Source organism: Tistrella bauzanensis (assembly GCF_014636235.1).
GTDB lineage: Bacteria > Pseudomonadota > Alphaproteobacteria > Tistrellales > Tistrellaceae > Tistrella > Tistrella bauzanensis.
On sequence record NZ_BMDZ01000004.1, the window covers coordinates 57,809 to 78,881 of the forward strand.

The window sequence follows — 21,073 nt, forward strand, 5'->3', positions numbered from 1 at the left end:
GACATGCATGGCTTGAGCTATACCGTCGCCGACACCGCAGAGGCGGCCGTTGCGCGATTTGCCGAGGCCGGCGGCGCCGCCCGATACATCGCCGGCGGCACGACGCTATACGACCTCATGAAGCTCGGCATCGAGCGCCCGGTTCATCTGATCGATGTCAGCCGCATCGACGGCCTGGACACGATCAGCACCGATGGCGAGGTCCTGCGCTTCGGCAGCCGCGCCTTGATGGCCGACGTCGCTCGCTCGCCGGTCATTCGCAACGACTATCCCGTTCTCTCGGAAAGCCTGCTGAAGGCCGCCTCGCAGCAATTGCGCAATATGGCGACCGTCGGCGGCAATCTGCTGCAACGGACCCGCTGCCTGTATTTCCGCAACGGTGCCGGCTCATCCTCGATGGTGGGGGTCTATCCCTGCAACAAGCGGGATCCCGGCGCCGGTTGTGCGGCGGCAGGCGGGCTGGATCGTACACAGGCCGTTCTCGGCGTCAGCCAGGCCTGCAATGCGGTGGCGCCCGGCGACTGGCCGGTGGCCCTGACGGCAATGGATGCCAGCATCGAAGTGGTGGGACCGGATGGCGCCCGCAGCCTGCCGATCGACAGGTTCTACCGGCTGCCCGGCGAGACACCGCACCTGGAATTCAACATCGATCCCGGCGAGCTGGTGACGGCCATCACCGTGCCGAAAACCCCGGCCGGCCGCAGCTCGACCTATCACAAGATCCGTGACCGGGAGAGCTATGCCTTTGCGCTGGCATCCGCGGCGGTCGCCGTCGAGATGGACGGGTCCACCGTTCGCGCCGCCCGGATCGCCCTGGGCGGCGTCGCCACCACGCCGTGGCGCGCCCGCGCCGCCGAGGCTGTGATCGCGGGCTCATCCCTGACACCCGACCGCGCCCTCGACGCCGGCCGGGCCGCGTTCGCCGATGCCCGTCCCGGACGACACAATGGATTCAAGATCGAACTCGGCGCCCGGGTCATCGCGGATGCCCTGATGATCGCGGCGGAAAGGACAGCGTGATGCCCATAGACGTGTTCTCCGATATCGCCCGCGTCGATGCGCGCGACAAGGTTCGCGGCCACACCCGGTATGCGGCGGATGTCCGGCTGCCGGGCATGCTCTATGCGATGCTGGTGCCGGCGCGCATCGCCAAGGGGGTGTTGCGCATCCTCGACGTCACCCCCGCGCGGCAGACCGCCGGCGTGGTCGGCGTGCTGACCCCGGACGATGTCGCGTCGCTGACCACGACCATATCGTTCCGCGGCCAGCCCGTTGCCATGGTGATCGCCGAGTCGATCGAGGCTGCGGTGGACGGTGCCGAGGCGGTGACGGCCACCTATGACACGGTGCCCTTCATCCCGCTGATGGACAGCCCGGGGGCCACGCGGGTTCCTGCCAGCGGCCTGGATGTGGGCGACGCCGAAGCAGCGCTTCTGGATGCGGCGACGGTGGTCGAGGGCAGGTTCGAGACACCCACCCAGCACCACAATCCGATGGAATTGTTCGGGACGGTCGCCGAATGGACGGAGGGACGGCTGATCATTCACGAGGGCTGCCAGAACACCGAAGCCGTCAAGGCGGCACTCGCCCAGGCGTTCGACCTTCCGCCCGACCGGGTCGCGGTCAAATCGGGCTCGGTCGGTGGCGGGTTCGGGCAGAAATCGCCGCCCAAGCTTCAGACGGCACTGGTCGCCTATGCGGCCAGAATGACCGGGCGCCCCGTCAAGCTCGTCACCCCGCGTGGACAGATCTTCCACATCGCCCCCTACAGGCCCCGCAGCGTTCATCATATCCGGCTCGGGGCCGACGCGGCCGGGCGGATGACCGCGATATCCTATGATGTCGTGCAGGAGAATATTCCAGGGGGCGCGTTCCGCTCGTCGGGCTATCACGAAGACATCGCGCGCCTGTATGCCATCGGGAATTTCCGGGCCACCGCGGGCGATATTCATATCGATCGTCAGACGCCACGCCATACCCGGGGCACGCACCCGTTTCCGGCCGGCTTCGCGCTGGAAAGCGCGATCGACGACCTGGCCTATGCGCTCGGCAAGGATCCCGTGCAGATACGCCTCGATCACGCCGCCACCACCGACATCATCGCCGGCCAGCCGCTCGCGCCGCATTTCCTCAGCGAGTGTCTGACGGAAGGCGCCCGGCGCTTCGACTGGAGCCGGCGCAGCGCCGAACCGGGCTCGATGCGCCTGCCGGACGGCACCATGGTCGGACTTGGCGTCGCCTGCGGGATCTTCGGCGCGTCGGGCGCCGCCGCCGAAACGACGCTCCGGGTCCGGGCGGACGGCATCACCACGGTGATCGCCTCCGGGCACGAAATGGGCCAGGGCATCCAGACCGCCATCGCCAACACGATCCTTCAGGGGCTCGACATCAACCCGGACCGGCTGGACATCCAGATGGGCGACACCACGCTCGGTCCGCAGATGATGACGGTCGGCGAGCGCGGAACGGCAAGCATCATTCCGGTCGTGGCCAAGGCTGTTCGGGCATTGCGGGCCAAATTTGCGGAGCTTGCCGGATCGGCGCCTCCGGCCGGCAATCTGCACACGCAACTGGCGCGCCTGAAGCGTCCCTCTATCGAGGTCAGCGTCTCGGAACTGGCACCCGGACAAGATGCGTCGGCGCTCGATGGCTTTCGACATGGCGCCCGCAGCGGCGCCGGCCCCGAATATCCCGGCTTCACCTCCATGAGCTATATCGCGCAGTTCGTGGAGATCCATATCGAGCCGGGGACGCGCCGGATCCGCATGCCGCGCGCGGTCAGCATCGCCGATATCGGCCGGGTCGTCAGCCCCAGAACCGCACGCGGCCAGATGTATGGCGGCATGGTCTGGGGCTTCAGCACCGCGCTTCGGGAAGAGACCGAGATCGATCCGCGCTTCGCCGGTTATCTCAATGATGATCTGGCCGATTACGTGATGGCGGTGCATGCCGATATCGGCAATGTCGAGGTCGGACTGATCGACAAGCCGGACCCGATGATCAACGCGGTCGGCGTCAAGGGCATGGGCGAACTGGTCATGCTGGGCACCGCGCCGGCAATCGCCAATGCGATCTACCATGCGACAGGAAAACGCATCCGCAAACTGCCCATCCGCATCGAGGACGTGCTCTGAAACATCCGGCGCGGCGCGGTGGGGAGAAGCACTCCGCCCAGGATCGGGGCCAGGATCGGGGCCAGGATCGGGGCCAGGATCGGGGCCAGGATCGGGATCAGGATCGCGGCGGGGGCGGTGCGGCCGCCTCCGTCGCCCGCATGATCCGCGAGACGCGGACCGCCGTCTCCAGCCCCCGACCGCGCGATGTCCGCACCGGCGCCGCGTCCATGATGCCATCTCTCGGCAGCGAGATGACCGCCTGCATCCCGGCTTTGCCATTGGTGAACGCTATGTCGCCGCCATGCTGCCGGGCGACCGCGCGCGCGATCGACAGGCCGAGGCCGATACCGCCGGTCTGCCGGTTTCGCGACGTCTCCAGCCGGACGAAGGGCGCGAAAACCCGCTCGATCATGTCGTCCGGGATGCCCGGGCCGCGATCTTCCACGACGATATCGACCGTCGATGCGGTGTGCCGAAGCGATACCCGCGCCTCTCCGCCATAACGGACCGCGTTCTCGATGAGATTCCTGATCGCACGGCGCAGGCCGTCGGGCCGGCAGACATATTTCAGCGTCGCGCCCTGGATATGCGTGACCGGATGCCCCAGATCGGACTGATCGTCACAGATGGCCCCGACCAGCGCCTCCAGATCGATGACCCGGGTGTCCTCTCGGATCGATTCTCCACGGGCAAACGAAATCGCCGCTTCCGTCATCGACTGGAGTTCGTCGATGGTCGACAGCATCTTGCGCTGGACGTCTTCATCGGTGACGAATTCCGCGCGCAGCCGAAGCGAGGTCAGCGGCGTGCGCAGATCATGGCCGATCGCCGCCAGCATCTTCGTCCGGTCTTCGACGAAACGCTGCAGGCGGCTTTGCATCGTGTTGAAGGATTGCGCCGTCCGCCTGATCTCCTCGGGGCCGTCTTCCGACAGCGGCGGCAGGTTCTGCCCACGACCGAGGGCTTCGGCGGATGTCGCGAGATCCTGAAGCGGCCGCGCGATGCGGCGCGCGATGAAAACACCGATCAAGGCGAGCGTCAGCGCCGTCAGCCCAAGCGAGGTCAGCGACCTGGATGTCCACGAGCGCCCCTTGTCGTGCTGATAGAAGGCCGCGTTCAGCCAGCGTCCGTCGTCGAGCTGCGTCCGGAACCCATATCCCAGGCTCCCCGAAAAACGCAGAACCTTGGCCGGCTGCGGCAACATCCAGACATAGGAGACGGGTGTCACCCAGGGGTCGTCGGCGTTTGCGGCGGCCACCGCGGCGGCGTCGGGCAATTGCGGATGCGGCGACCCGGCCCAGCCGAGGGTTCCGCCCGGATCGACCGAGCTGTCCAGCGGCCGGGACAGGTGGTCGAGGGCCTGCAGCCTCCAGGCATTTGCCGCCACCGGCGCGCTTTCCTGGCCAGTCAGCCAATAGCGCAGATAGCTTCCCTCGCTCGCCCGCAGCGCCTGCTCCCGCGATTGAGGCGGAAGCGATCCCATCAGGCGGGTTACCGATGCCGCCCGGCTGATGAAATCGCCTTTCACCGCGGCGTCGAATTTCTTGGTGTATTCATCCCAAGAAATCAGGACGGTGAGCGCCTGCGAGACGATCAGCGCCGCGAGCGTCAGCCCGATGAACTGGGCGGCCAGGCTTCTTCGCCAAAGACGGGTCATTCGAACGCGACCTCCGCGCACAGGCTGTAGCCGCCGCCCCAATGAGTCCGGATGATCGACGGACTCTTCGGGTTCTCCTCAAGCTTCTTGCGAAGACGGCTGATCTGGTTGTCGATGCTGCGGTCAAAGATGTCGGCCGTCCGCCCGACCGTCAGATCAAGGAGCTGTTCCCGGCTGAGGATCAATCCGGGCCGCTCGATGAAGACTTTCAGAAGGCGGAACTCCGCCGTGCTGAGCGGAATGCCGGCGCCATCGTCGCCGAAGATTTCCTGACGACCCAGATCGACCTTCCAATGGCCGATACGGACGATCCTGCGGTCGAAAATGCTTCGTGCCGGCGCCGAACCTGTGGTGCGCCGGAGCACGGCTCTGATCCGGGCCAGAAGCTCACGCGGGTTGAACGGCTTCACCAGGTAATCGTCGGCGCCCAGTTCCAGCCCGACGATCCGATCGGTGTCTTCCGCCATCGCCGTCAGGAAGATGATGGGAACATCGCCCGACGCCCGAACCTGCCGGCACAGCGAGATGCCGTCCTCGCCGGGCATCATGACGTCGAGGATGATCAGATCGACCGACTGCCGCTCAAGAACCCGTCGCAGCGCCGGGCCACCCTCCGCGACGCTGACCTTGTAGCCTTGCCGTTCGAGATACTGTCGGACCAGATCCCGGATGTCGTTGTGATCGTCGACAACGACGACATGCGTGGCATCCTGCATTGCCCAAAACCTCTTTTGGGCATTCTACACCGGCGCCGGATTGTCTCCACCGAAACAATGCTCTCTGGGCTGGATATGCCCGACGTTCGCGCTCGTGCGTGCTCCGGCAGAAATGTCATCTGCCGGTGAAGACGGGTGTCCGTTTTTCCCTGAAGGCCGCTCTGAATTCAAGATGGTCGCTGGACATGATCGTCAGGCCCTCATGGGCCAGCGATGTCTCGAATATGGCCCGCCCGATGGCGTCCATATGGGCATTGATCGCCCTCTTGGTCCATTTGAGGGCGAGAGGCGCGTTGGCCCGCAGCATCGAGACGATGCGCGCGGTTTCGCGGTCGAGATCGTCTTTGGGGACGAGACGGGGGATCAGCCCCAGGCGTTCTGCCTCCGTGGCCTGCATCATGTCGCCGGTCAGCAGATAGTATTTCTGCCTTCATGACCCCGCAGATCAAAGGCCAGATCAACGCGCCGCCATCACCGGCGACCAGCCCTGCCCGGACATGTGGATCGGCCAGCCGGGCATCCTCAGCGGCGACCACGACATCGGACAGAAGGGCGATGGTGGCGCCCAGGCCGATGGCGTCGCCGTTCATCCGGCAGACGATCGGCCGGTCGCAATCCAGCATGCCAAACACGATCCGGCGGGCATCTTCGGCTTCGGCGGCGAAGTCCTCCGCATCCGGAGGAGCCGCCGACATGTCGCCGCCGGCGCTGAAGGCCCGGCCGGCGCCGGTGAGAACGATCACGCGGACACCGGCCGCGATGGCCGCATGATTGATCGCCTCACCCAGTTCGCGGTGCATGACCCGGTCGAACGCATTCAACCGGTCCGGACGGTTCAGGGTCGGGGTGAGGATCTCGTCGCGCAGATCGGCCTGAATGGTGGTCCAGGTTGGGGTGATCATGGTCGCTCTCCCGGCAGGCTGGTCCCGGTATCAGGCAGGGCCGTTCAATAGGATTTCGGCAGGTCCAGCACCTTCTCGGCGATGAACGACAGGATCAGTTGCTCGGTCACCGGCGCGATGCGCGGCAGGATCGATTCGCGGAACAGCCGCTCGACCTGATATTCCCGGGCATAGCCCATCCCGCCATGCGTGAGCACCGCCCGGGTCGAGGCGTCGAACGCGGCCCGCCCGCCCAGGAACTTGGCGGCATTGGCCTCGGCGCCGCAGGGCTTGCCGGCATCGTAGAGCGATGCCGCCCGCATGCAGGTCCACCACGCGGATTCAAGCTGGATCCAGCATTCGGCCAGCGGATGCTGGATGCCCTGGTTCTGTCCGATCGGCCGGCCGAAGACCACCCGCTCGCGCGCATAGCGGGCCGCCCGCGCCAGGGCATCGCGGCCAAGGCCGATGGATTCCGCCGCGACCAGGATGCGCTCGGGATTGAGACTGTCGAGCAGGTAGTGGAAGCCGCGCCCTTCCTCGCCGATCCGGTCTTCTTCCCGCACGAACAGGTCGTCGATGAAGACCGCGTTCGAATCGACCGCGTTCCGTCCCAGCTTGTGGATGCGCCGGACCTCGATCCGGGAGCGGTCAAGATCGGTGAAGAACAGCGACAGCCCGTCGGTTGGCCGGCGGCACGCGTCCTTGGGCGTGGTGCGGGCCAGGATCAGGATCTTCGAGGCGACCTGCGCGGTCGAGGTCCAGATCTTGCGGCCGGTGATGCGATAGCCACCGGGGGCCCGTTTCGCGAAGGTCGTGATGCTGGTCGTGTCGAGGCCGGCATCCGGTTCGGTGACGCCGAAACAGGCCTTTTCCTCGCCCCGGATCAGCGGCGTCAGAAAGCGCTGCTTCTGCTCGGGCGTGCCGTGGACGACGATGGCATGAGGTCCGAACAGGTTGATGTGGATGGCGGAGGCCGCCGAATATCCGCCGCCGCTCGACGATGCCGCCTGCATCATGATCGCCGCCTCGGTCACCCCAAGCCCGGCGCCGCCCAGCTCTTCAGGCATGGTGATGCCAAGGAATCCCGCCCCGGCCATCGCCCGATAATATTCCTCAGGGAAGCGGAGATCGGTTTCGCAAGCTGTCCAGTATTCGTCGCTGAAACTGCCACAGATCTTGCGCACGGCGGCATCGATCGCGGCCTGTTCTTCTGTCAGGGCCATGTCCATTGATATCCTCCCGAAGTTTTCGCAGATAGTCCGGCCGCCTCAATCTCCGGCCGTCTCAATCGCTGGCCGGCGCCGGCCAGCGGCCCATGAGGTCATCCAGATCGATCGGCCGGCCCACTGACGGACGAGCCGCCGGAGAGGCCGGGAACCGTGGCGCCGGGGCGGGATACAGCGCGCCGTCGTTCTGATAGAACGCCGCCCGCGCCTTGTTGTGCGGATGGTCCGGGGCCTCGTCGAGTTCCAGCACCGGCGCGAAACAGGCATCGCTGCCCTCAAGCGTCGCGCACCACGCGTCCCGGTCACGGGTGGCGAACACGCGGGCGAACTCCGCCCGCAGTTCAGGCCACCATGCCGGATCGTTCCGATGAGCGAAGCGGACATCATCGATCCCGAGCCGCCGCAGCAACTCGGCATGGAACTGGGGTTCAAGCGGGCCGATCGCGACATAGCGCCCGTCGGCGCACCGATAGGTATCGTAGAACGGCGCGCCACCATCGAGCAGGTTGGTGCCCGGCCGCCCGGGCCAGCGTCCCTCTGCGCGGAGCATGTGGAACAGGCCCGCGAACAGATTGACGCCGTCGACGATCGCGGCATCCACCACCTGGCCACGCCCGGTTCGGGCGCGATCGAACAGCGCCGCCAGGATGCCGGTCACCAGGAACATGGCCCCTCCACCCAGATCGCCGATCAGGTTCAGCGGCACCGCGGGCTTGCGCCCCTCGGCCCCCAGCGCATCGAGCATGCCGGTCAGGGCGATGTAGTTGATGTCATGGCCCGCCGCCATGGCAAGCGGCCCGTCCTGGCCCCAGCCGGTCATCCGGCCATAGACCAGTCCGGGCGCCATCGCGCACAGATCGCCGGGGCCAAGCCCCAACCGCTCCATCACGCCCGGCCGAAGCCCCTCGATCAGCACGTCGGCTCTCAACGCCACCGCCCGGGCCCGCGCGCAGTCGGCCGTATCCTTGAGGTCGAGCACCACCAGTCCCTTGCCCCGTGACATCAGGTCATGAGGCCGCGCCTGCTCTCCGGGCCGGCCGATCCTCACGACATCGGCCCCCATATCGGCGAGCAACATCGCCGCAAACGGCGCCGGGCCGATGCCGGCGAATTCCACCACACGCAGACCGCTGAGCGGTCCACTCACAGCCGTGTTCCGGTCCGGGTTCACCCCGTGTTTCCTTTCGTTCATGCAGCCGCCCTGGCCGGGGAGCGGTCGCCGCCCACCCGGCTCGTTCGTGATTTATGGTGGCAGCCCTCCTATAAAAATGCTAGCTAATAGTTCGCTAGTGTACTTACTTTGAACGGACCGGAACGGCCGGCCGGCACGACGGGCATCACGCCCGCACATATCCCGGGAGGAAAGATGACCTTCGGCATCACCGCGTTCGGGGCCTATGTCCCACGCCTCAGGCTGTCGCGGCAGGCGATCGCCACGGCTCACCGGTGGATGACCGGTGGGGCCCCCAGGGGAAAAGGATACCGGGCATTCTGCAACTGGGACGAGGACAGCGTCACCATGGCCGTCGAGGCCGCCAGGGATGCGCTCGGCACCGCCGACCGCCACAAGGCGGTCTCATCGCTGACCCTCGCCTCCACCACCCTGCCCTATGCGGATTTCTCGAATGCCGGGCTGGTCGCCGCGGCGCTGGATCTGGCGCCGTCGATCCGCGTCGACGACCGCACCGGCTCTCAACGGGCGGCCACCACCGCGCTGATCGACGCGTTCACCAGGGAACAGGACGGCGCGATGATCGTCGCCGCCGACCGTCCCCGCACGCAGCCGGCAAGCCCGCTGGAACGGGTCTGCGGCGCCGGCGCCGCCTCGGTGGTCTTCGGCCGCGACGACGTGATCGCCCGCCTTCTGGGAGCGGCGAGCGTCAATGCCACCTTCGCCGATCACTTCCGCCCCTCGGACCAGCCATATGACTATGCCTGGGAGGAACGCTGGGTCCGCGATGAGGGTCTGGGAACGATCGTGCCGCGGGCCGTCACCGCCGCCCTCGCCTCGGCGGGGCTCACCATCGGGGACATCCGGTATTTCGTTATGCCATCGACAATCCGTGGCGCGGCGGCATCGGTCGCGCGGACGCTCGGGTTCAAGGGAGATATCGCCGATCCGCTCGACGAGGATTGCGGCCATGCCGGCACCGCCCACGCGCTGCTGATGCTGGGCGCGGTGCTTGAGGTGGCGTCGGCAGGAGACCGGATCCTGCTGGCAGGCTTTGGTCAGGGCGCCGATGCCCTGGTTCTGGAAGCGAGCGGCCGCACGCCTGCGATGGCCGGCGCCCGTGGCGTCAGCGCCGTTCTGGCGGACCGGCTGGCAACCGACGACTATCTGCGCATGCTGTCATTCCATGGCGAGATCCGCCTGGACTGGGGCATGCGCGGCGAGAAGAACGACAAGCCGGCGCTGACCGAGGCCTATCGCGCATCCCACCAGCTCGCGGCCTTCAAGGCCGGCCGCTGCCCGGCCTGCGGGGCCGTGCAGTTCCCGCAGCTCGCCTATTGCGTGACACCCGGCTGCGGCACCCCTGCCCAGGATTTCGGCCAGATGTCGCTTGCCGACGTGCCCGCGGACCTCATGACCTTCACCGCCGACTGGCTATCCTACCATCCGGCGCCGCCGCTCCATGTGGGCTTCGTCCAGTTCAACAACGGGGCGCGGCTGATGATGGAGATCGCGGACGTGCCCGTGGGCGCGCTGGAGGTGGGCATGCCGCTGCGCATGGTCTGCCGGATCAAGCAGACCGACACCGCCCGGGGATTCCGGCGCTATTTCTGGAAGGCGACGCCGGTCGCCCTTCCAGCTTGAGATCACCGGACAGGTTTCGAAAGGGGAAGACATGGCCACCGGCATCAAGGACAAGGTCGCCATCATCGGGATGGGCTGTTCGCAGTTCGGCGAGCGATGGGACGTCGGCACCGACGGCCTTCTCGCCGAGGCGTTCGACGAGGCCCTCGCCGATGCGGGTATCGAGAAGGACCGCATCGAGGCGGCGTGGTTCGGCTCGTGCATCGATCAGGTGAACGTCGGCAATTCCGCCATTCCGGCCTCCATGGCACTGCGCCTGGACGGCATCCCGGTCTCACGCGTGGAGAACATGTGCGCGACCGGCACCGAGGCGCTGCGGGGGGCCGCCTATGCGGTCGCCTCGGGCGCCGTCGACATCGCGCTCGCCGTCGGCGCTGAAAAGCTCAAGGATACCGGCTATGGCGGCCTGCCGCCGCCGTACAAGGGCACCTTCAACGACCTCTGGCTGCCGATGGGATCGGCCCCGGCCGGCTTCGCCCAGCTCGCCGCCGGCTATCGCGCGCGCCACGGCATCTCGAAAGAGGATCTGAAGCGCGGCATCGCCCATGTGTCGTGGAAGAGCCATCAGAACGGCGTGCTCAGCCCCAAGGCGCATCTGCGCAAGGCCGTGACGATGGAGGCCATCCTTCAGGCACCCATGATCGCCGAGCCCCTGGGTCTGTTCGATTGCTGCGGTGTCAGCGACGGGGCCGCCGCGGCGATCGTCACCACGCCCGAGATCGCGCGCGCGCTCGGCCGCCGCGACATGGTCACCATCAAGGCGATCCAGCTCGCGATCAGCTCGGGTGTCGAGACGGCGACCAGCGGCTGGGACGGCAGCCATGTCCGCAACACGCGCGTCGCCGCCCGCCGGGCCTATGAGGAGGCCGGCATCACCGATCCGCGCCGGCAGATCGGCCTGATGGAAGTGCATGACTGCTTCTCGATCACTGAGTTGGTGACGATGGAGGATCTTTTCATCTCCGAGGACGGCCGCGCGGTCCACGACGTGCTCGACGGTTTCTACGACCGCGAGGGCGGCGGCGTGCCCTGCCAGGTGGATGGCGGGCTGAAATGCTTCGGCCATCCGATCGGCGCCTCGGGTCTGCGCATGGCTTACGAGAACTACAATCAGCTCCTCGGCCGCGCCGGCCCCCGGCAATTGTCCGCCCCGGTATTCGGACTGTCCCACAATCTTGGCGGTGTGCCCTATCAGGGGATCGCCGCCATCTCGATCCTGGGGCTCCACGCATGACCGCCGCGCGAAACCTGTTCTCTCCGGATCATGACCAGTTCCGGGCCTCGGTGCGGCGGTTCGTCGAAACGGAACTCGTGCCGCATCATGCCGCATGGGAAGCCGCCAAGATCGTCCCGCGCGCGGTCTGGCGGCGCGCCGGCGAGATGGGCATGCTCTGCTGCAACCTTCCCGAGGCCTATGGCGGCGCCGGCGCCGACTGGCTCTATAACGTCGTTGTCATCGAGGAACTGGCCCGCGCCGGCCTGTCCGGCCCGGGCTTCATGGTCCATTCCGAAATGGTGGCGCCCTATATCCTCACCTGGGGCAGCGAGGAGGTGAAACGCCACTGGCTGCCCCGCATGGCGCGGGGCGAGGCGATCGGCGCCATCGGCATAACGGAACCCGGCGCGGGCAGCGATGCCAAGAACATCCGCCTCAGGGCGCGGCGCGACGGCGACCATTATGTGCTCGACGGCCAGAAGGTGTACATATCCAACGGCCAGAACGCCGATCTGGTCGTGACCGCCTGCAGGACCGATCCCGAGGCCGGGGCGAAAGGCGTCAGCCTGATCGTGGTGCCGACCGACACAGCCGGTTTCCAGCGCGGCCGCAATCTCGACAAGATCGGCCTGAAGGCACAGGACACCTCGGAACTGTTCTATGCCGATGTGCGGGTGCCGGTCGCCAACCGGCTCGGCGACGAGAACCGCGGCTTCGCGATGATGATGACCAAGCTCGCCCAGGAACGCCTGACCCAGGCGATCCGCAGCATCGTCGTCGCCGAGCGCGCGATCCGCTGGACGGTTGACTACACGCGGGAACGGAAGGCCTTCGGCGGCACCATCGCCGACTTCCAGAACACGCAGTTCGTGCTGGCGGCGCTCGACGCCGAGGTGACCGGCGTCCGGGTTTTCGTCGACTGGTGCATCGCCCGCTTCGTCGCCGGCGATCTGAACCCGGTCGATGCCGCCAAGGTGAAGCTGCTGGCGACCGATCTGCACTGCAAGACCGTCGACCAGTGCCTCCAGTTTTTTGGCGGCTATGGCTATATGGAGGAATATCCGATCGCCCGCGCCTATGTCGATGCGCGCATCACCCGGATCGCCGGCGGCGCCGCCGAGGTGATGAAGCAGATCATCGGACGCGACCTGTTCACGCGGGAGGACCGGTCGTGACGGATGTGACGGACGGGCCGCCCGACGCTGCCCCGGACCGGATTCCGCCCTGGAGCCTGCCCACCGCCAACCGCCGGGTCATCCTGACCCGGCGGTTGGCGGGTATCCCGCGCGCCTCCGATTTCCACCTGGACACGGTGCCGGTCCCGACCCCCGGCGCTGGCAGCTTCCTGGTGCGCAACATCTATCTCTCGGTCGACCCGGCCCAGCGCGGCTAGGCCTCTGACGGCACGAACTATGCCGCCCCCGCGATGCCCGGCCAGACGATGCGCGCCCTGGCCGTGGGCGTGGTGATCGCCTCACGCGATCCCGCGATGCCCGAGGGCCGCTATCTTTATGGCTGGTTCGGCTGGCAGGATTATGCCGTCGCCACCACCGCCGACGTGGTGTGCCAGGCGCGCCATGGCGTCGCGCTCGAACACATGGCGGGCCTTCTGGGTATCAATGGCCTCACGGCGCTTCTGGTATTCGACAGGCTGGGCCGGCCTGGACCCCGGCGCCCACGGGCCCGCGCAATGAACGCGAGGTTCTGACCCGCCGGCTCACCTGGAGCGGGTTCGTGATCTTCGATCATCCCCGGCTTTACGAGGCCACCGCCGACCGGCTCGCCGCATGGCACAGCGAGGGTCGGCTGGTCATCGACTATGACATCCTGCCCGGCATTGAGGCCGCCCCCGGAGCGTTGACCCTGCTCTATGGCGGGCACAATCGCGGCAAGGTGCTGATCCAGCTCTCCTGAGACATCGACTTTCCGCCATGGCCACCCGGCGCCTCCCCCGGAATGGCACGCGGATGAACGCCCCGCAGGACGAACCTGCGGGGCGTCTTTTTTGTCGGCACGTCGCGTTACGGCACCGTCGACCGCCGGCCGGTGTCAGAGCGCCTGACCCAGCCAGAGCGACAGCACCGGGAAGGCAAGCAGCAACCCCAGCACGACGATGTCCATCAGGAAGAACGGCATCACACCGGCAAAGACCTTGTCGATCGCGATCTTGGGTTGCGTGACGCTGGCAAGCACGAAGACGTTCAGGCCCACCGGTGGCGTGATCAGCCCCATCTCCAGCAGCTTGACCAGGATCACGCCGAACCAGATCAGATCGAAGCCGTTCTGCTCGATCAGCGGCAGGACGAAGGGCAGGGTCAGCAGCAGGATACCCAGCGGATCCAGGAACATGCCGAGCACCAGATAGACCGCGGCCACCCCCAGCAGCAGCAGGACCGGCCCGGGATCCGCGACCTGAACCAGATCGACCATCACATGGGCAATGCCGGTCAGGGACACGAAGGACACGAAGATCTTCGCCGCCCCGGCGATCAGAAAGATCGCCGCCGTCTGGCTGGCGGTCTCGGCGAGCGCCGCGACGAAACCGGCCATGGTGATGCGGCGGGTGGCGAAGGCGATCACGGTTCCGGTCACGAAGCTGACGGCGGCCGCCTCGGTGGCGGTGAAGACGCCGCCATAGATGCCGCCGATGATGATCACGAAAATGGTGACGGCCGGCCAGGCGTGCAGCATGGCCCGGCCAAGCGCCGACAGATCGAACCGCTCGGTCGCCGCCGGCGCATGACCGGGCCGGAGCCTGGTCCAGATGCCGATCACCACCCAATAGCCGACCAGCGAGATGATGCCCGGCACGACCCCCGCCATGAACAGCCTGGCGACCGACTGCTCGGCGAAGAGGCCATAGAGGATGAACAGGATACCCGGCGGGATCAGCGATCCCAGTGTGCCCGCCGCCGCGACCGAGCCCGTGGCGAGCCGCTGGTCATAGCCATAGCGGAGCATTTCGGGAACCGCGACCCGCCCCATCGTGGCGGCGCAGGCGAGGCTGGACCCCGAGATCGCGGCGAAACCGCCGCATCCCAGAACCGACGCCATCGCGAGACCGCCCGGAACCCGGGCAAGCCAGACCCGGGCGGCGAAATAGATATCGCTGGTGATCCCCGCGCGAAAGCAGACATGACCAAGCGCCACGAACATCGGAATCGCCGTCAGCTCATAACTGTGGAAGAGTTGGAACAGCGTTCCCGAGGCCAGCGTCATCGCCGGCGTGACCGCCATCGCGAAGCGCGGCGCGCCGCCACCCGCCAGGGCGAAGAACAGGAAGATGCAGACCAGGGCGACGGCGCCCAGCGCGAAGGCGATCGGCACCCTGAGAGCGATGAGCACCAGCGAGATACCGAGGCCGACGAGACCGAGGAGGTACGGATCCATGAGCGATCACCCCTCGTGTCCGGCATCGCCCGGCACGGGATCGTCCGCTCCGGCGAGCAGGCCGGCGAGTTGCAGGCACAACCGGGCCGCAAGCGCCAGAAGCCCGAGCAGGAACGCGGTCCGCACCGGCCATTCCGGCAGCTTGAGCTCGCCGAAATAGAAGCTGTTCGAGGCATAGAGCGTGGCAACGTCCTCAGTGACCCAGATCACCAGCGGCACCGCCATGACCAGCCCGGCCGCCAGGGCAAGGCAGTGACAGACGCGCTGCCATCGCGGCGCCATGTGCCGGTAGAGAAGGTCGATCGCGATATGGCCGTTGCGACCGGTGACCCAGCCAAGGCCGCAGGCGATCGACACGACCATGAGCTGGGGGACGATGATGACATTGTCCGGAATCCGGAGGATCGGCAGCCAACGCCCGACGATCTCGATCAGGATCAGCGCCGCGATCATGACGAGAGCCGTCGACGCGACGACGAGCAGACAACGTTCGAGACCGCCGAGCACACGGTGCCCGGCGGTGATGACAGTCTGGAGCATGGGAAAAGGGTCTTTCCGGGCCACGGTCGGATGTGCGCCACCGACTGGCGTGACGTCCGCTCGCCCCGGCTCGCGGACATCGCACGACGATATTGATCCAGAGACGATGTTTGCCCGATCAGATGATGTCACCTGATCGGGACCGGTCCTAGGGCCGGACAGTTTCGAGATGGGCCGCGAGCGCCGCGCGATAGTCCGCGAGCAGGGCAGCGCCATCGATGTCGCGCGCGGCGGCATCCTTCACGAACGCGTCGAAGAAGGGCTGGCTGACCTCGTCGATCCTGGCCAGATCCGCTTCGTCGAAGCGATGAACAGCGAGGACATGGCCGTCGATTCCGGTCTCAAGCCGGGCGATGACATCCTGGTTGCGCGCGCGGGTCGCCGCCGCGACCTCCTCCGTCAGTTCGCGCCCGAGCCGGCGGATCATCTCCTGATCACGCGGGTCGAGGGCCTGGAACTCACGCTTGTTGAAGACCATGCCATTGGCCTGAATCGTCCCGCCATCGATCACCGTGAAGCTGGTGGCGACCTCGTAGAGCTTGTACGACTCGGTCGTGTAGCCATAGGCCTGCGAGCAGTCGATCATTCCGGAGCCGAGCGCCTGATAAGTCTCCGACAACGTCACCTGCGCCTGGATCGCGCCGAGGGCGGCATAGATCTGGCTCCATGTTCCAACGGCGCGCGTCTTCTTGCCGGCGAAATCATCGACCGACGTAAGCTCTGCCTTGTTGCACACCATCTGGATGGGGCCGACGCTGTAATTCGCGATATAGACGACCCCGAGACGGTCGAATTCCGCCTGCAGAACCGGATTGGTCGTCGCGAGATCGTAGAGGGCGAGCGCCCCCGCCACCTCATGTGGATTGCGCACCGGCAGATCGCCGACACGATAGGCGAACAGGTCGTTCGGCGTGTAATCGGCGGTCACGGTTCCGATCGAGGCCACGCCGTTGCGCACACCTTCCAGAATCTTGGTTCCGGAAAGCAGGGCTTGTGCCCAATAGCGCTCGATCTTGATGCGACCGTCCGATTCCGTTTCGATCTGCGTCAGGAAATCCTCGACCATCTCGGCGCGGATACCGCGGTTCGGGCTGTAATCTGCATATCTGAGCGTGGTTTGCGCGGCGACCGGCGCGATGCCTGCCACCATCGTGACGGTCATCGCCGCGACGCCTGCCGTCAGAATGGCCCTGACGTCAAAGGAACGGGTCATGAGGATAGTCCTCCCTGGGTGCATTTTTCGGTGTGGGCCTGGCCGGTCGGTTTGACAGACGCCCGCTGAGCCGTTCTTCGACGGCCCCTCCCTTGGTTGCGCATCTTGTCATCGATCGTCAGGCAATGCGTGCCGGATGGCGACGCAGGCGTCCGACCATGGCATTTAGTATGCTAGCATATCATATTACAGACTATCATGTGCGTGACGGGGCGCAAGGCGTTTGTCTCGCCGCCGGCTCACTAGTAACCTTGCATACTGTATGTTATAAATCGATCAGCGGCACAGAGACCGTATCGGGATGGAACCGTGCAAAAAGGGCAGCATGAGATGCAGTACGGATTGAGGGACTGGGCGCATCGCGACCCGGATCGGCCGGCCGTCGAGTTCGACGAGGGGCGGGTCTCCTATGGAGACCTCGAAGCGCTCACAAACCGATATGCCCGGCTCTTCCGCCATCACGGCCTGGCCCGGGGCGATCACATCGCCACCATTCTGGGCAACACCGCCGATCCCATCGCCATCGCCTGGGCGGCATACCGCTGCGGGCTCTACCACACCCCGGTCGCCAATACCTTCTCGGCCCGGGAAATCGCCTATGTCGTCGACAATTGCGATGCGCGCATGGTTCTGGCGGATGCCCGTTATGCCGACACCACGGCGCCGCTGGCGACGATGCCCGACCAGGGCCGGCAACCCTCCCACGACCGGCAACACTATGCCATCGGGGACATCCCGGGCTTCGACCCCCTCGGGCCGGCCCTGGCCGCGATGCGGACGACGCCGGTGCCGGACGAAACCCCGGGCGCGCTGATGATGTATTCTTCGGGCACGACCGGCGCCCCAAAGGGAATCTGGCGGCCGCTGTGGACGCATGAGGATGCCGGCGACGGGCCGCCGGTTTTCGCGCGGGACCTGATCCAGATCTTCGGCCTGTCATCCGATCTGCGTTATCTCTCGCCCGCGCCGCTCCATCATGCCGCCCCGCTCCGCTGGTCGCTGGCCGTGATCGCGGCTGGTGGCACCGCCGTCATCATGCGTAAATTCGATGCGGAACACGCGCTCCACCTGATCGAAACGCGCGGCATCACCATGTCGCAATGGGTGCCGACCATGTTCCGGCGCCTGCTGGATCTTCCCGCCGAGCGTCGGGTGGCCTTTCACGCCCCCTGGCATCGCACCGCGATCCATGCCGCCGCACCCTGCTCGCCCGAACTCAAGCGCGCGATGATCGACTGGTGGGGGCCGATCCTCACCGAATACTATTCCGGCACCGAAAGTGTCGGCCTGACCTGCCTCGACAGCGCCGAATGGCAGCGCAAGCCCGGATCGGTCGGGCGCGCGGTGAAGGGCGTGCTCCACATCCTCGACGATGACGATCAGGAACTGCCGCCGGGCCGGACCGGCCGGGTGTTCTTCAGCGGGATCAGCGCCTTCCAGTATTACAAGGATCCGGCGAAGACCGCGGGCCAGACCAGCCGCCAGGGCTTCCAGACGCTGGGCGAGATCGGTCGGATCGATGATGACGGCTATCTGTTCCTCGCCGATCGCCAGGGCGACCTGATCCTGTCGGGCGGGGTGAACATCTACCCGCAGGAAATCGAATACGCGATCGAGGAACTGCCCCTGGTCGCGGAATGCGCGGTGGCGGCCAAGCCTCATGCCGATTACGGCGAGACACCGATCGCCTTCATCGTGCCATCGCAGGAGGTGGTCGACGAGGCAGCCTTCGTCGACGCGGTCGCGGGCTTCTGCCGGACCAGGCTTGGCCGGACCAAGCAGCCACGCGAGATCCGCGTCGTCGATCGTCTGCCGCGTTCCGACGTTGGAAAACTGCTGCGCCGCGTGCTGCGCGACCAGCTCCGCGCCGAGCCCGACCACGGATCGTGACCCTCTCCATCCTCTCATGGGTGCCCGGATGTTTCTGCCGAACCAGACGGAAGACCATCGCCTGATGATCGCCACGCTGGAACGCGTGATGGCGGCGGCGGGCGACGTGGTGACCAGACGAGCCGGGGTGTCGGCCGACACCCCCAGCCGCCTGACGGCGTGGCCGGCGCTGCTGGAGGCGGGAGCGCCCGCCATGGCCTTTGGCGAGGCCCAGGGCGGTTGCGGCGGCGGCCCGGCCGACATCGCCGCCATGCAGATGGCGCTGGCACGATTTCTGCCGGTCGAACCGCTGCTCACCGCCGCCGTCTCCTGCGGCCGCATCCTCGCGGCCGCGGGCGCGGCCGGCGCGATCGAGGCGATGCTCGACGGAGCGATGATCCCGGCTCTTGCCCATACCGAGGGCTTCGATCCCTGGCAGCCGCCGCGACTGGCCGCCACGGCCACGGCCACGGGCTGGCGGCTGACCGGCCGCAAACCGGCCGTCCGCCATGGGGATGTGGCAAGCCATGTCCTCGTCACCGGCCGGGATGCCCTGGCCGGCACGGTTATCCTGCTCTGCCCGTTGACCGCGCCGGGGATCGAGCGGACAGCGCTGCGGCTGATCGACGGCGCCGGCGCGGCCGATCTCGTGTTCATCGACACGGCCCTGCCCGCATCGGCGGCCCTGCTTCAAGGCGCCGCCGCCGATGCCGCCATCCACGACGCCCTCGACTGGACCCTGGCGGGGCTGGCCGTCGAGGCGGCGGCACTGGCCCGGGCCGCCACCGACGCGACCATCGCCTATCTGGGGATCCGGGAACAGTTCGGGCGGCCGCTTGCCACCTTCCAGGCCCTTCAACATCGGGCCGCCGACATGGAAATCGCCGCCACCGAGGCGGCGGCCATGGCTGCCGCCGCAATCACCGCGCTCGACCTGCCTCCGAAGCCTGATCGGGAGCAGACGATCCTCGCGGCCAGCCTCGCCACCGACACCGCCGCCCGGCACTGCGCGCATGAGGCCGTTCAACTGCATGGCGGCATGGGGGTGAGCGACGAACTCGTCGTCAGCCACTATCTCCGCCGTGTCGCCGCCATCCGTGGTCAGGCCGGTACCCATGATGCCCGCGCCGCGCGGCTGCTCGAACTGGAGGCCCGGACATGACAGCCGACAACATCCCGGCCTTCCGTGCCGAGGTCCGCGCCTTTGTTCACAATGCATTGCCGGACGATATCGCGGCCACGGTCGCCCGGGGCCGCGCGCCGGGCAAATCCGATCATGTCCGCTGGCAGAAGATCCTGAATGACCGGGGATGGCTGACCGGCGCGTGGCCCGAGGCCTGGGGCGGCGCCGGCTGGGAGCCGGCCCGCCAGCTTGCCTTCCTGCAGGAAAGCGCGCTGGCCGGCGCCCCGATGATCATTCCCTATGGCGTCAACATGGTCGGGCCGGTGATCCAGGTCTTCGGGTCGCCCGCCCAGAAGGCGCGGCACATTCCGGGCATCGTCACCTCCGACGTCTGGTGGTGCCAGGGCTATTCCGAGCCCGGCGCCGGATCGGATCTGGCGGCACTCAGAACGCGTGCCGTGCGCGAGGGCGATGTCTATCGGATCAATGGCACCAAGATGTGGACGACCGAGGCCCATTGGGCGGACTGGATGCACTGTCTGGTGCGGACATCCGACGGTGGCCGACGGCAGGACGGGATCAGCTTTCTGCTGATCGACATGACCACGCCCGGCATCACGATCCGCCCGATCATCACCATCGATGGCCAGCACCACACCAATCAGGTGTTCTTCGACGACGTGATCGTGCCGGCGGACAATCTGGTCGGGGAAGAGGGCCGGGGCTGGGCGATCGCCAAGTTCCTTCTTGGCCACGAGCGCATGTCGATCGCGGATACCGGGCCCAAACTGCGGCTGATGCGGCACATCCGCGCCATGAACGCGGCCGTCCAGGCCGACCCGGCGGTTCCGGCCGGCCTGCGGGCACGGCTCGCCGACCGTGTCGCCGGCCTCTCTGTCCGCCTGCGAACCCTGGTCGCGCTTGAGGCATGGCTGGTCGCGGCCTGGGCTGATAGCCGGCCGGTCGGCGCCGACGGCTCGATGCTGAAGATCCGTGGCACGGAGGTTCTCCAGGCCATGACCGAGGTCGCCCTCGACCTGTCGGGTCCGTATGGGGCCGTGCACGATCCGGCGCTCGTGCACGACGCGCCCAACCTGCCGCAGACCGCCGCGCATGAGGCATCGGCCATGGCGCATCACTATCTCTATGGCCGTTGCTGGTCCATCTTCGGCGGCACCAACGAAATTCAGCGCAACATCATCGCCAAAACCGTCCTCTGACATCCCCCGACGGTTCCGGCCCGGCTGGCGCCTCGTCCGGCACCCCCTTATCCGGCCGAGGGCCCCACCGCCCCATCCTCGCCATGCC

The 21,073-nt window shown here is 66.9% G+C and carries 17 protein-coding genes and 2 pseudogenes; 10 read left to right on the forward strand and 9 right to left on the reverse strand.

The features are described from left to right. The first annotated feature begins 3 nt into the window (after nt 1–3). Complete coding sequence (locus IEW15_RS03065) at nt 4–1,020, forward strand: FAD binding domain-containing protein (RefSeq protein ID WP_188574789.1); 1,017 nt, start codon at nt 4–6, stop codon at nt 1,018–1,020. Continuing rightward, a complete protein-coding gene (locus IEW15_RS03070; protein ID WP_188574791.1) occupies nt 1,020–3,134 on the forward strand; it encodes a xanthine dehydrogenase family protein molybdopterin-binding subunit in 2,115 nt (704 codons plus the stop codon). The genes IEW15_RS03065 and IEW15_RS03070 overlap by 1 nt, the downstream gene beginning before the upstream one ends. Nucleotides 3,135–3,231: 97 nt before the next feature. On the opposite strand, the gene IEW15_RS03075 is transcribed toward IEW15_RS03070, so the two are convergent. The 6 genes and pseudogenes from IEW15_RS03075 to IEW15_RS03095 form a co-directional block, all read right to left on the reverse strand. Further along, complete coding sequence (locus IEW15_RS03075; RefSeq protein ID WP_188574793.1) at nt 3,232–4,773, reverse strand: ATP-binding protein; 1,542 nt, start codon at nt 4,771–4,773, stop codon at nt 3,232–3,234. Continuing rightward, the gene (locus IEW15_RS03080) at nt 4,770–5,489 is read right to left on the reverse strand and encodes a response regulator (protein ID WP_188574795.1); all 720 of its coding nucleotides are present in this window, start codon (nt 5,487–5,489) and stop codon (nt 4,770–4,772) included. The genes IEW15_RS03075 and IEW15_RS03080 overlap by 4 nt, the downstream gene beginning before the upstream one ends. Nucleotides 5,490–5,604: 115 nt before the next feature. After that, nucleotides 5,605–5,889 carry an enoyl-CoA hydratase-related protein gene (locus IEW15_RS26525; RefSeq protein WP_322111479.1) on the reverse strand — a complete coding sequence of 95 codons (285 nt, stop codon included), beginning with the start codon at nt 5,887–5,889 and terminating at the stop codon, nt 5,605–5,607. Between the two features lie 82 nt (nt 5,890–5,971). Continuing rightward, nucleotides 5,972–6,391, reverse strand: a pseudogene (locus IEW15_RS26530) (enoyl-CoA hydratase/isomerase family protein); the annotation flags it as partial. 44 nt (nt 6,392–6,435) lie between these two features. After that, nucleotides 6,436–7,602, reverse strand: coding sequence for an acyl-CoA dehydrogenase family protein (locus IEW15_RS03090; RefSeq protein ID WP_188574797.1), 1,167 nt, complete (start codon nt 7,600–7,602; stop codon nt 6,436–6,438). Nucleotides 7,603–7,657: 55 nt separating this feature from the next. Continuing rightward, nucleotides 7,658–8,746, reverse strand: coding sequence for a CaiB/BaiF CoA transferase family protein (locus tag IEW15_RS03095; protein ID WP_188574799.1), 1,089 nt, complete (start codon nt 8,744–8,746; stop codon nt 7,658–7,660). A gap of 219 nt (nt 8,747–8,965) precedes the next feature. On the opposite strand from IEW15_RS03095, the gene IEW15_RS03100 reads away from it, so the two are divergent. The 5 genes and pseudogenes from IEW15_RS03100 (at nt 8,966) to IEW15_RS03125 (ending at nt 13,544) form a co-directional block, all read left to right on the forward strand. Next, complete coding sequence (locus IEW15_RS03100; protein ID WP_188574801.1) at nt 8,966–10,414, forward strand: 3-oxoacyl-[acyl-carrier-protein] synthase III C-terminal domain-containing protein; 1,449 nt, start codon at nt 8,966–8,968, stop codon at nt 10,412–10,414. 31 nt (nt 10,415–10,445) lie between these two features. Further along, entirely contained in the window at nt 10,446–11,648 is a 1,203-nt protein-coding gene (locus IEW15_RS03105; RefSeq protein ID WP_188574803.1) for an acetyl-CoA acetyltransferase, read from the forward strand. Beyond that, the gene (locus tag IEW15_RS03110; protein ID WP_188574805.1) at nt 11,645–12,805 is read left to right on the forward strand and encodes an acyl-CoA dehydrogenase family protein; all 1,161 of its coding nucleotides are present in this window, start codon (nt 11,645–11,647) and stop codon (nt 12,803–12,805) included. The genes IEW15_RS03105 and IEW15_RS03110 overlap by 4 nt, the downstream gene beginning before the upstream one ends. A gap of 5 nt (nt 12,806–12,810) precedes the next feature. Beyond that, nucleotides 12,811–13,338: pseudogene (locus tag IEW15_RS25740) on the forward strand (hypothetical protein). 26 nt (nt 13,339–13,364) lie between these two features. Then, on the forward strand, nt 13,365–13,544 hold the full coding sequence (locus tag IEW15_RS03125) for a hypothetical protein (RefSeq protein ID WP_188574810.1): 180 nt from the start codon (nt 13,365–13,367) through the stop codon (nt 13,542–13,544). A 135-nt stretch (nt 13,545–13,679) separates the two neighbouring features. Here the strand turns inward: IEW15_RS03125 and IEW15_RS03130 are convergent, their stop codons facing one another. The 3 genes from IEW15_RS03130 to dctP all read right to left on the reverse strand — a co-directional run bounded on the left by IEW15_RS03130 (nt 13,680) and on the right by dctP (nt 16,773). Then, nucleotides 13,680–15,020, reverse strand: coding sequence for a TRAP transporter large permease (locus IEW15_RS03130; protein ID WP_188574812.1), 1,341 nt, complete (start codon nt 15,018–15,020; stop codon nt 13,680–13,682). 6 nt (nt 15,021–15,026) lie between these two features. Further along, nucleotides 15,027–15,560, reverse strand: coding sequence for a TRAP transporter small permease (locus IEW15_RS03135; RefSeq protein ID WP_188574814.1), 534 nt, complete (start codon nt 15,558–15,560; stop codon nt 15,027–15,029). A gap of 148 nt (nt 15,561–15,708) precedes the next feature. After that, nucleotides 15,709–16,773 (reverse strand): TRAP transporter substrate-binding protein DctP, encoded by a 1,065-nt coding sequence (gene dctP, locus IEW15_RS03140; RefSeq protein ID WP_188574816.1) that lies wholly within the window; start codon nt 16,771–16,773, stop codon nt 15,709–15,711. 330 nt (nt 16,774–17,103) lie between these two features. Here dctP and IEW15_RS03145 point away from each other — a divergent pair, with 330 nt between their 5' ends. The 3 genes from IEW15_RS03145 to IEW15_RS03155 are packed head-to-tail and all read left to right on the forward strand — an operon-like array spanning nt 17,104 to nt 20,985. Beyond that, entirely contained in the window at nt 17,104–18,663 is a 1,560-nt protein-coding gene (locus IEW15_RS03145) for an AMP-binding protein (protein ID WP_188574818.1), read from the forward strand. A gap of 28 nt (nt 18,664–18,691) precedes the next feature. Next, entirely contained in the window at nt 18,692–19,804 is a 1,113-nt protein-coding gene (locus tag IEW15_RS03150; protein ID WP_188574820.1) for an acyl-CoA dehydrogenase family protein, read from the forward strand. Beyond that, nucleotides 19,801–20,985, forward strand: coding sequence for an acyl-CoA dehydrogenase family protein (locus tag IEW15_RS03155; RefSeq protein ID WP_188574821.1), 1,185 nt, complete (start codon nt 19,801–19,803; stop codon nt 20,983–20,985). The genes IEW15_RS03150 and IEW15_RS03155 overlap by 4 nt, the downstream gene beginning before the upstream one ends. Nucleotides 20,986–21,073: the final 88 nt, after the last annotated feature.

Excerpts from the sequence above, each read along its gene's own strand:
- IEW15_RS03130 (WP_188574812.1), bottom strand. The coding sequence starts at position 15,020 with ATGGATCCGTACCTCCTCGGTCTCGTCGGCCTCGGTATCTCGCTGGTG.
- IEW15_RS03155 (WP_188574821.1), top strand. The coding sequence starts at position 19,801 with ATGACAGCCGACAACATCCCGGCCTTCCGTGCCGAGGTCCGCGCCTTT.
- IEW15_RS26525 (WP_322111479.1), bottom strand. The coding sequence starts at position 5,889 with ATGATGCAGGCCACGGAGGCAGAACGCCTGGGGCTGATCCCCCGTCTC.
- IEW15_RS03065 (WP_188574789.1), top strand. The coding sequence starts at position 4 with ATGCATGGCTTGAGCTATACCGTCGCCGACACCGCAGAGGCGGCCGTT.
- IEW15_RS03110 (WP_188574805.1), top strand. The coding sequence starts at position 11,645 with ATGACCGCCGCGCGAAACCTGTTCTCTCCGGATCATGACCAGTTCCGG.
- IEW15_RS03105 (WP_188574803.1), top strand. The coding sequence starts at position 10,446 with ATGGCCACCGGCATCAAGGACAAGGTCGCCATCATCGGGATGGGCTGT.
- IEW15_RS03145 (WP_188574818.1), top strand. The coding sequence starts at position 17,104 with ATGCAGTACGGATTGAGGGACTGGGCGCATCGCGACCCGGATCGGCCG.
- IEW15_RS03150 (WP_188574820.1), top strand. The coding sequence starts at position 18,692 with ATGTTTCTGCCGAACCAGACGGAAGACCATCGCCTGATGATCGCCACG.
- IEW15_RS03090 (WP_188574797.1), bottom strand. The coding sequence starts at position 7,602 with ATGGACATGGCCCTGACAGAAGAACAGGCCGCGATCGATGCCGCCGTG.
- IEW15_RS03075 (WP_188574793.1), bottom strand. The coding sequence starts at position 4,773 with ATGACCCGTCTTTGGCGAAGAAGCCTGGCCGCCCAGTTCATCGGGCTG.
- IEW15_RS03135 (WP_188574814.1), bottom strand. The coding sequence starts at position 15,560 with ATGCTCCAGACTGTCATCACCGCCGGGCACCGTGTGCTCGGCGGTCTC.
- IEW15_RS03100 (WP_188574801.1), top strand. The coding sequence starts at position 8,966 with ATGACCTTCGGCATCACCGCGTTCGGGGCCTATGTCCCACGCCTCAGG.
- dctP (WP_188574816.1), bottom strand. The coding sequence starts at position 16,773 with ATGACCCGTTCCTTTGACGTCAGGGCCATTCTGACGGCAGGCGTCGCG.
- IEW15_RS03070 (WP_188574791.1), top strand. The coding sequence starts at position 1,020 with ATGCCCATAGACGTGTTCTCCGATATCGCCCGCGTCGATGCGCGCGAC.
- IEW15_RS03080 (WP_188574795.1), bottom strand. The coding sequence starts at position 5,489 with ATGCAGGATGCCACGCATGTCGTCGTTGTCGACGATCACAACGACATC.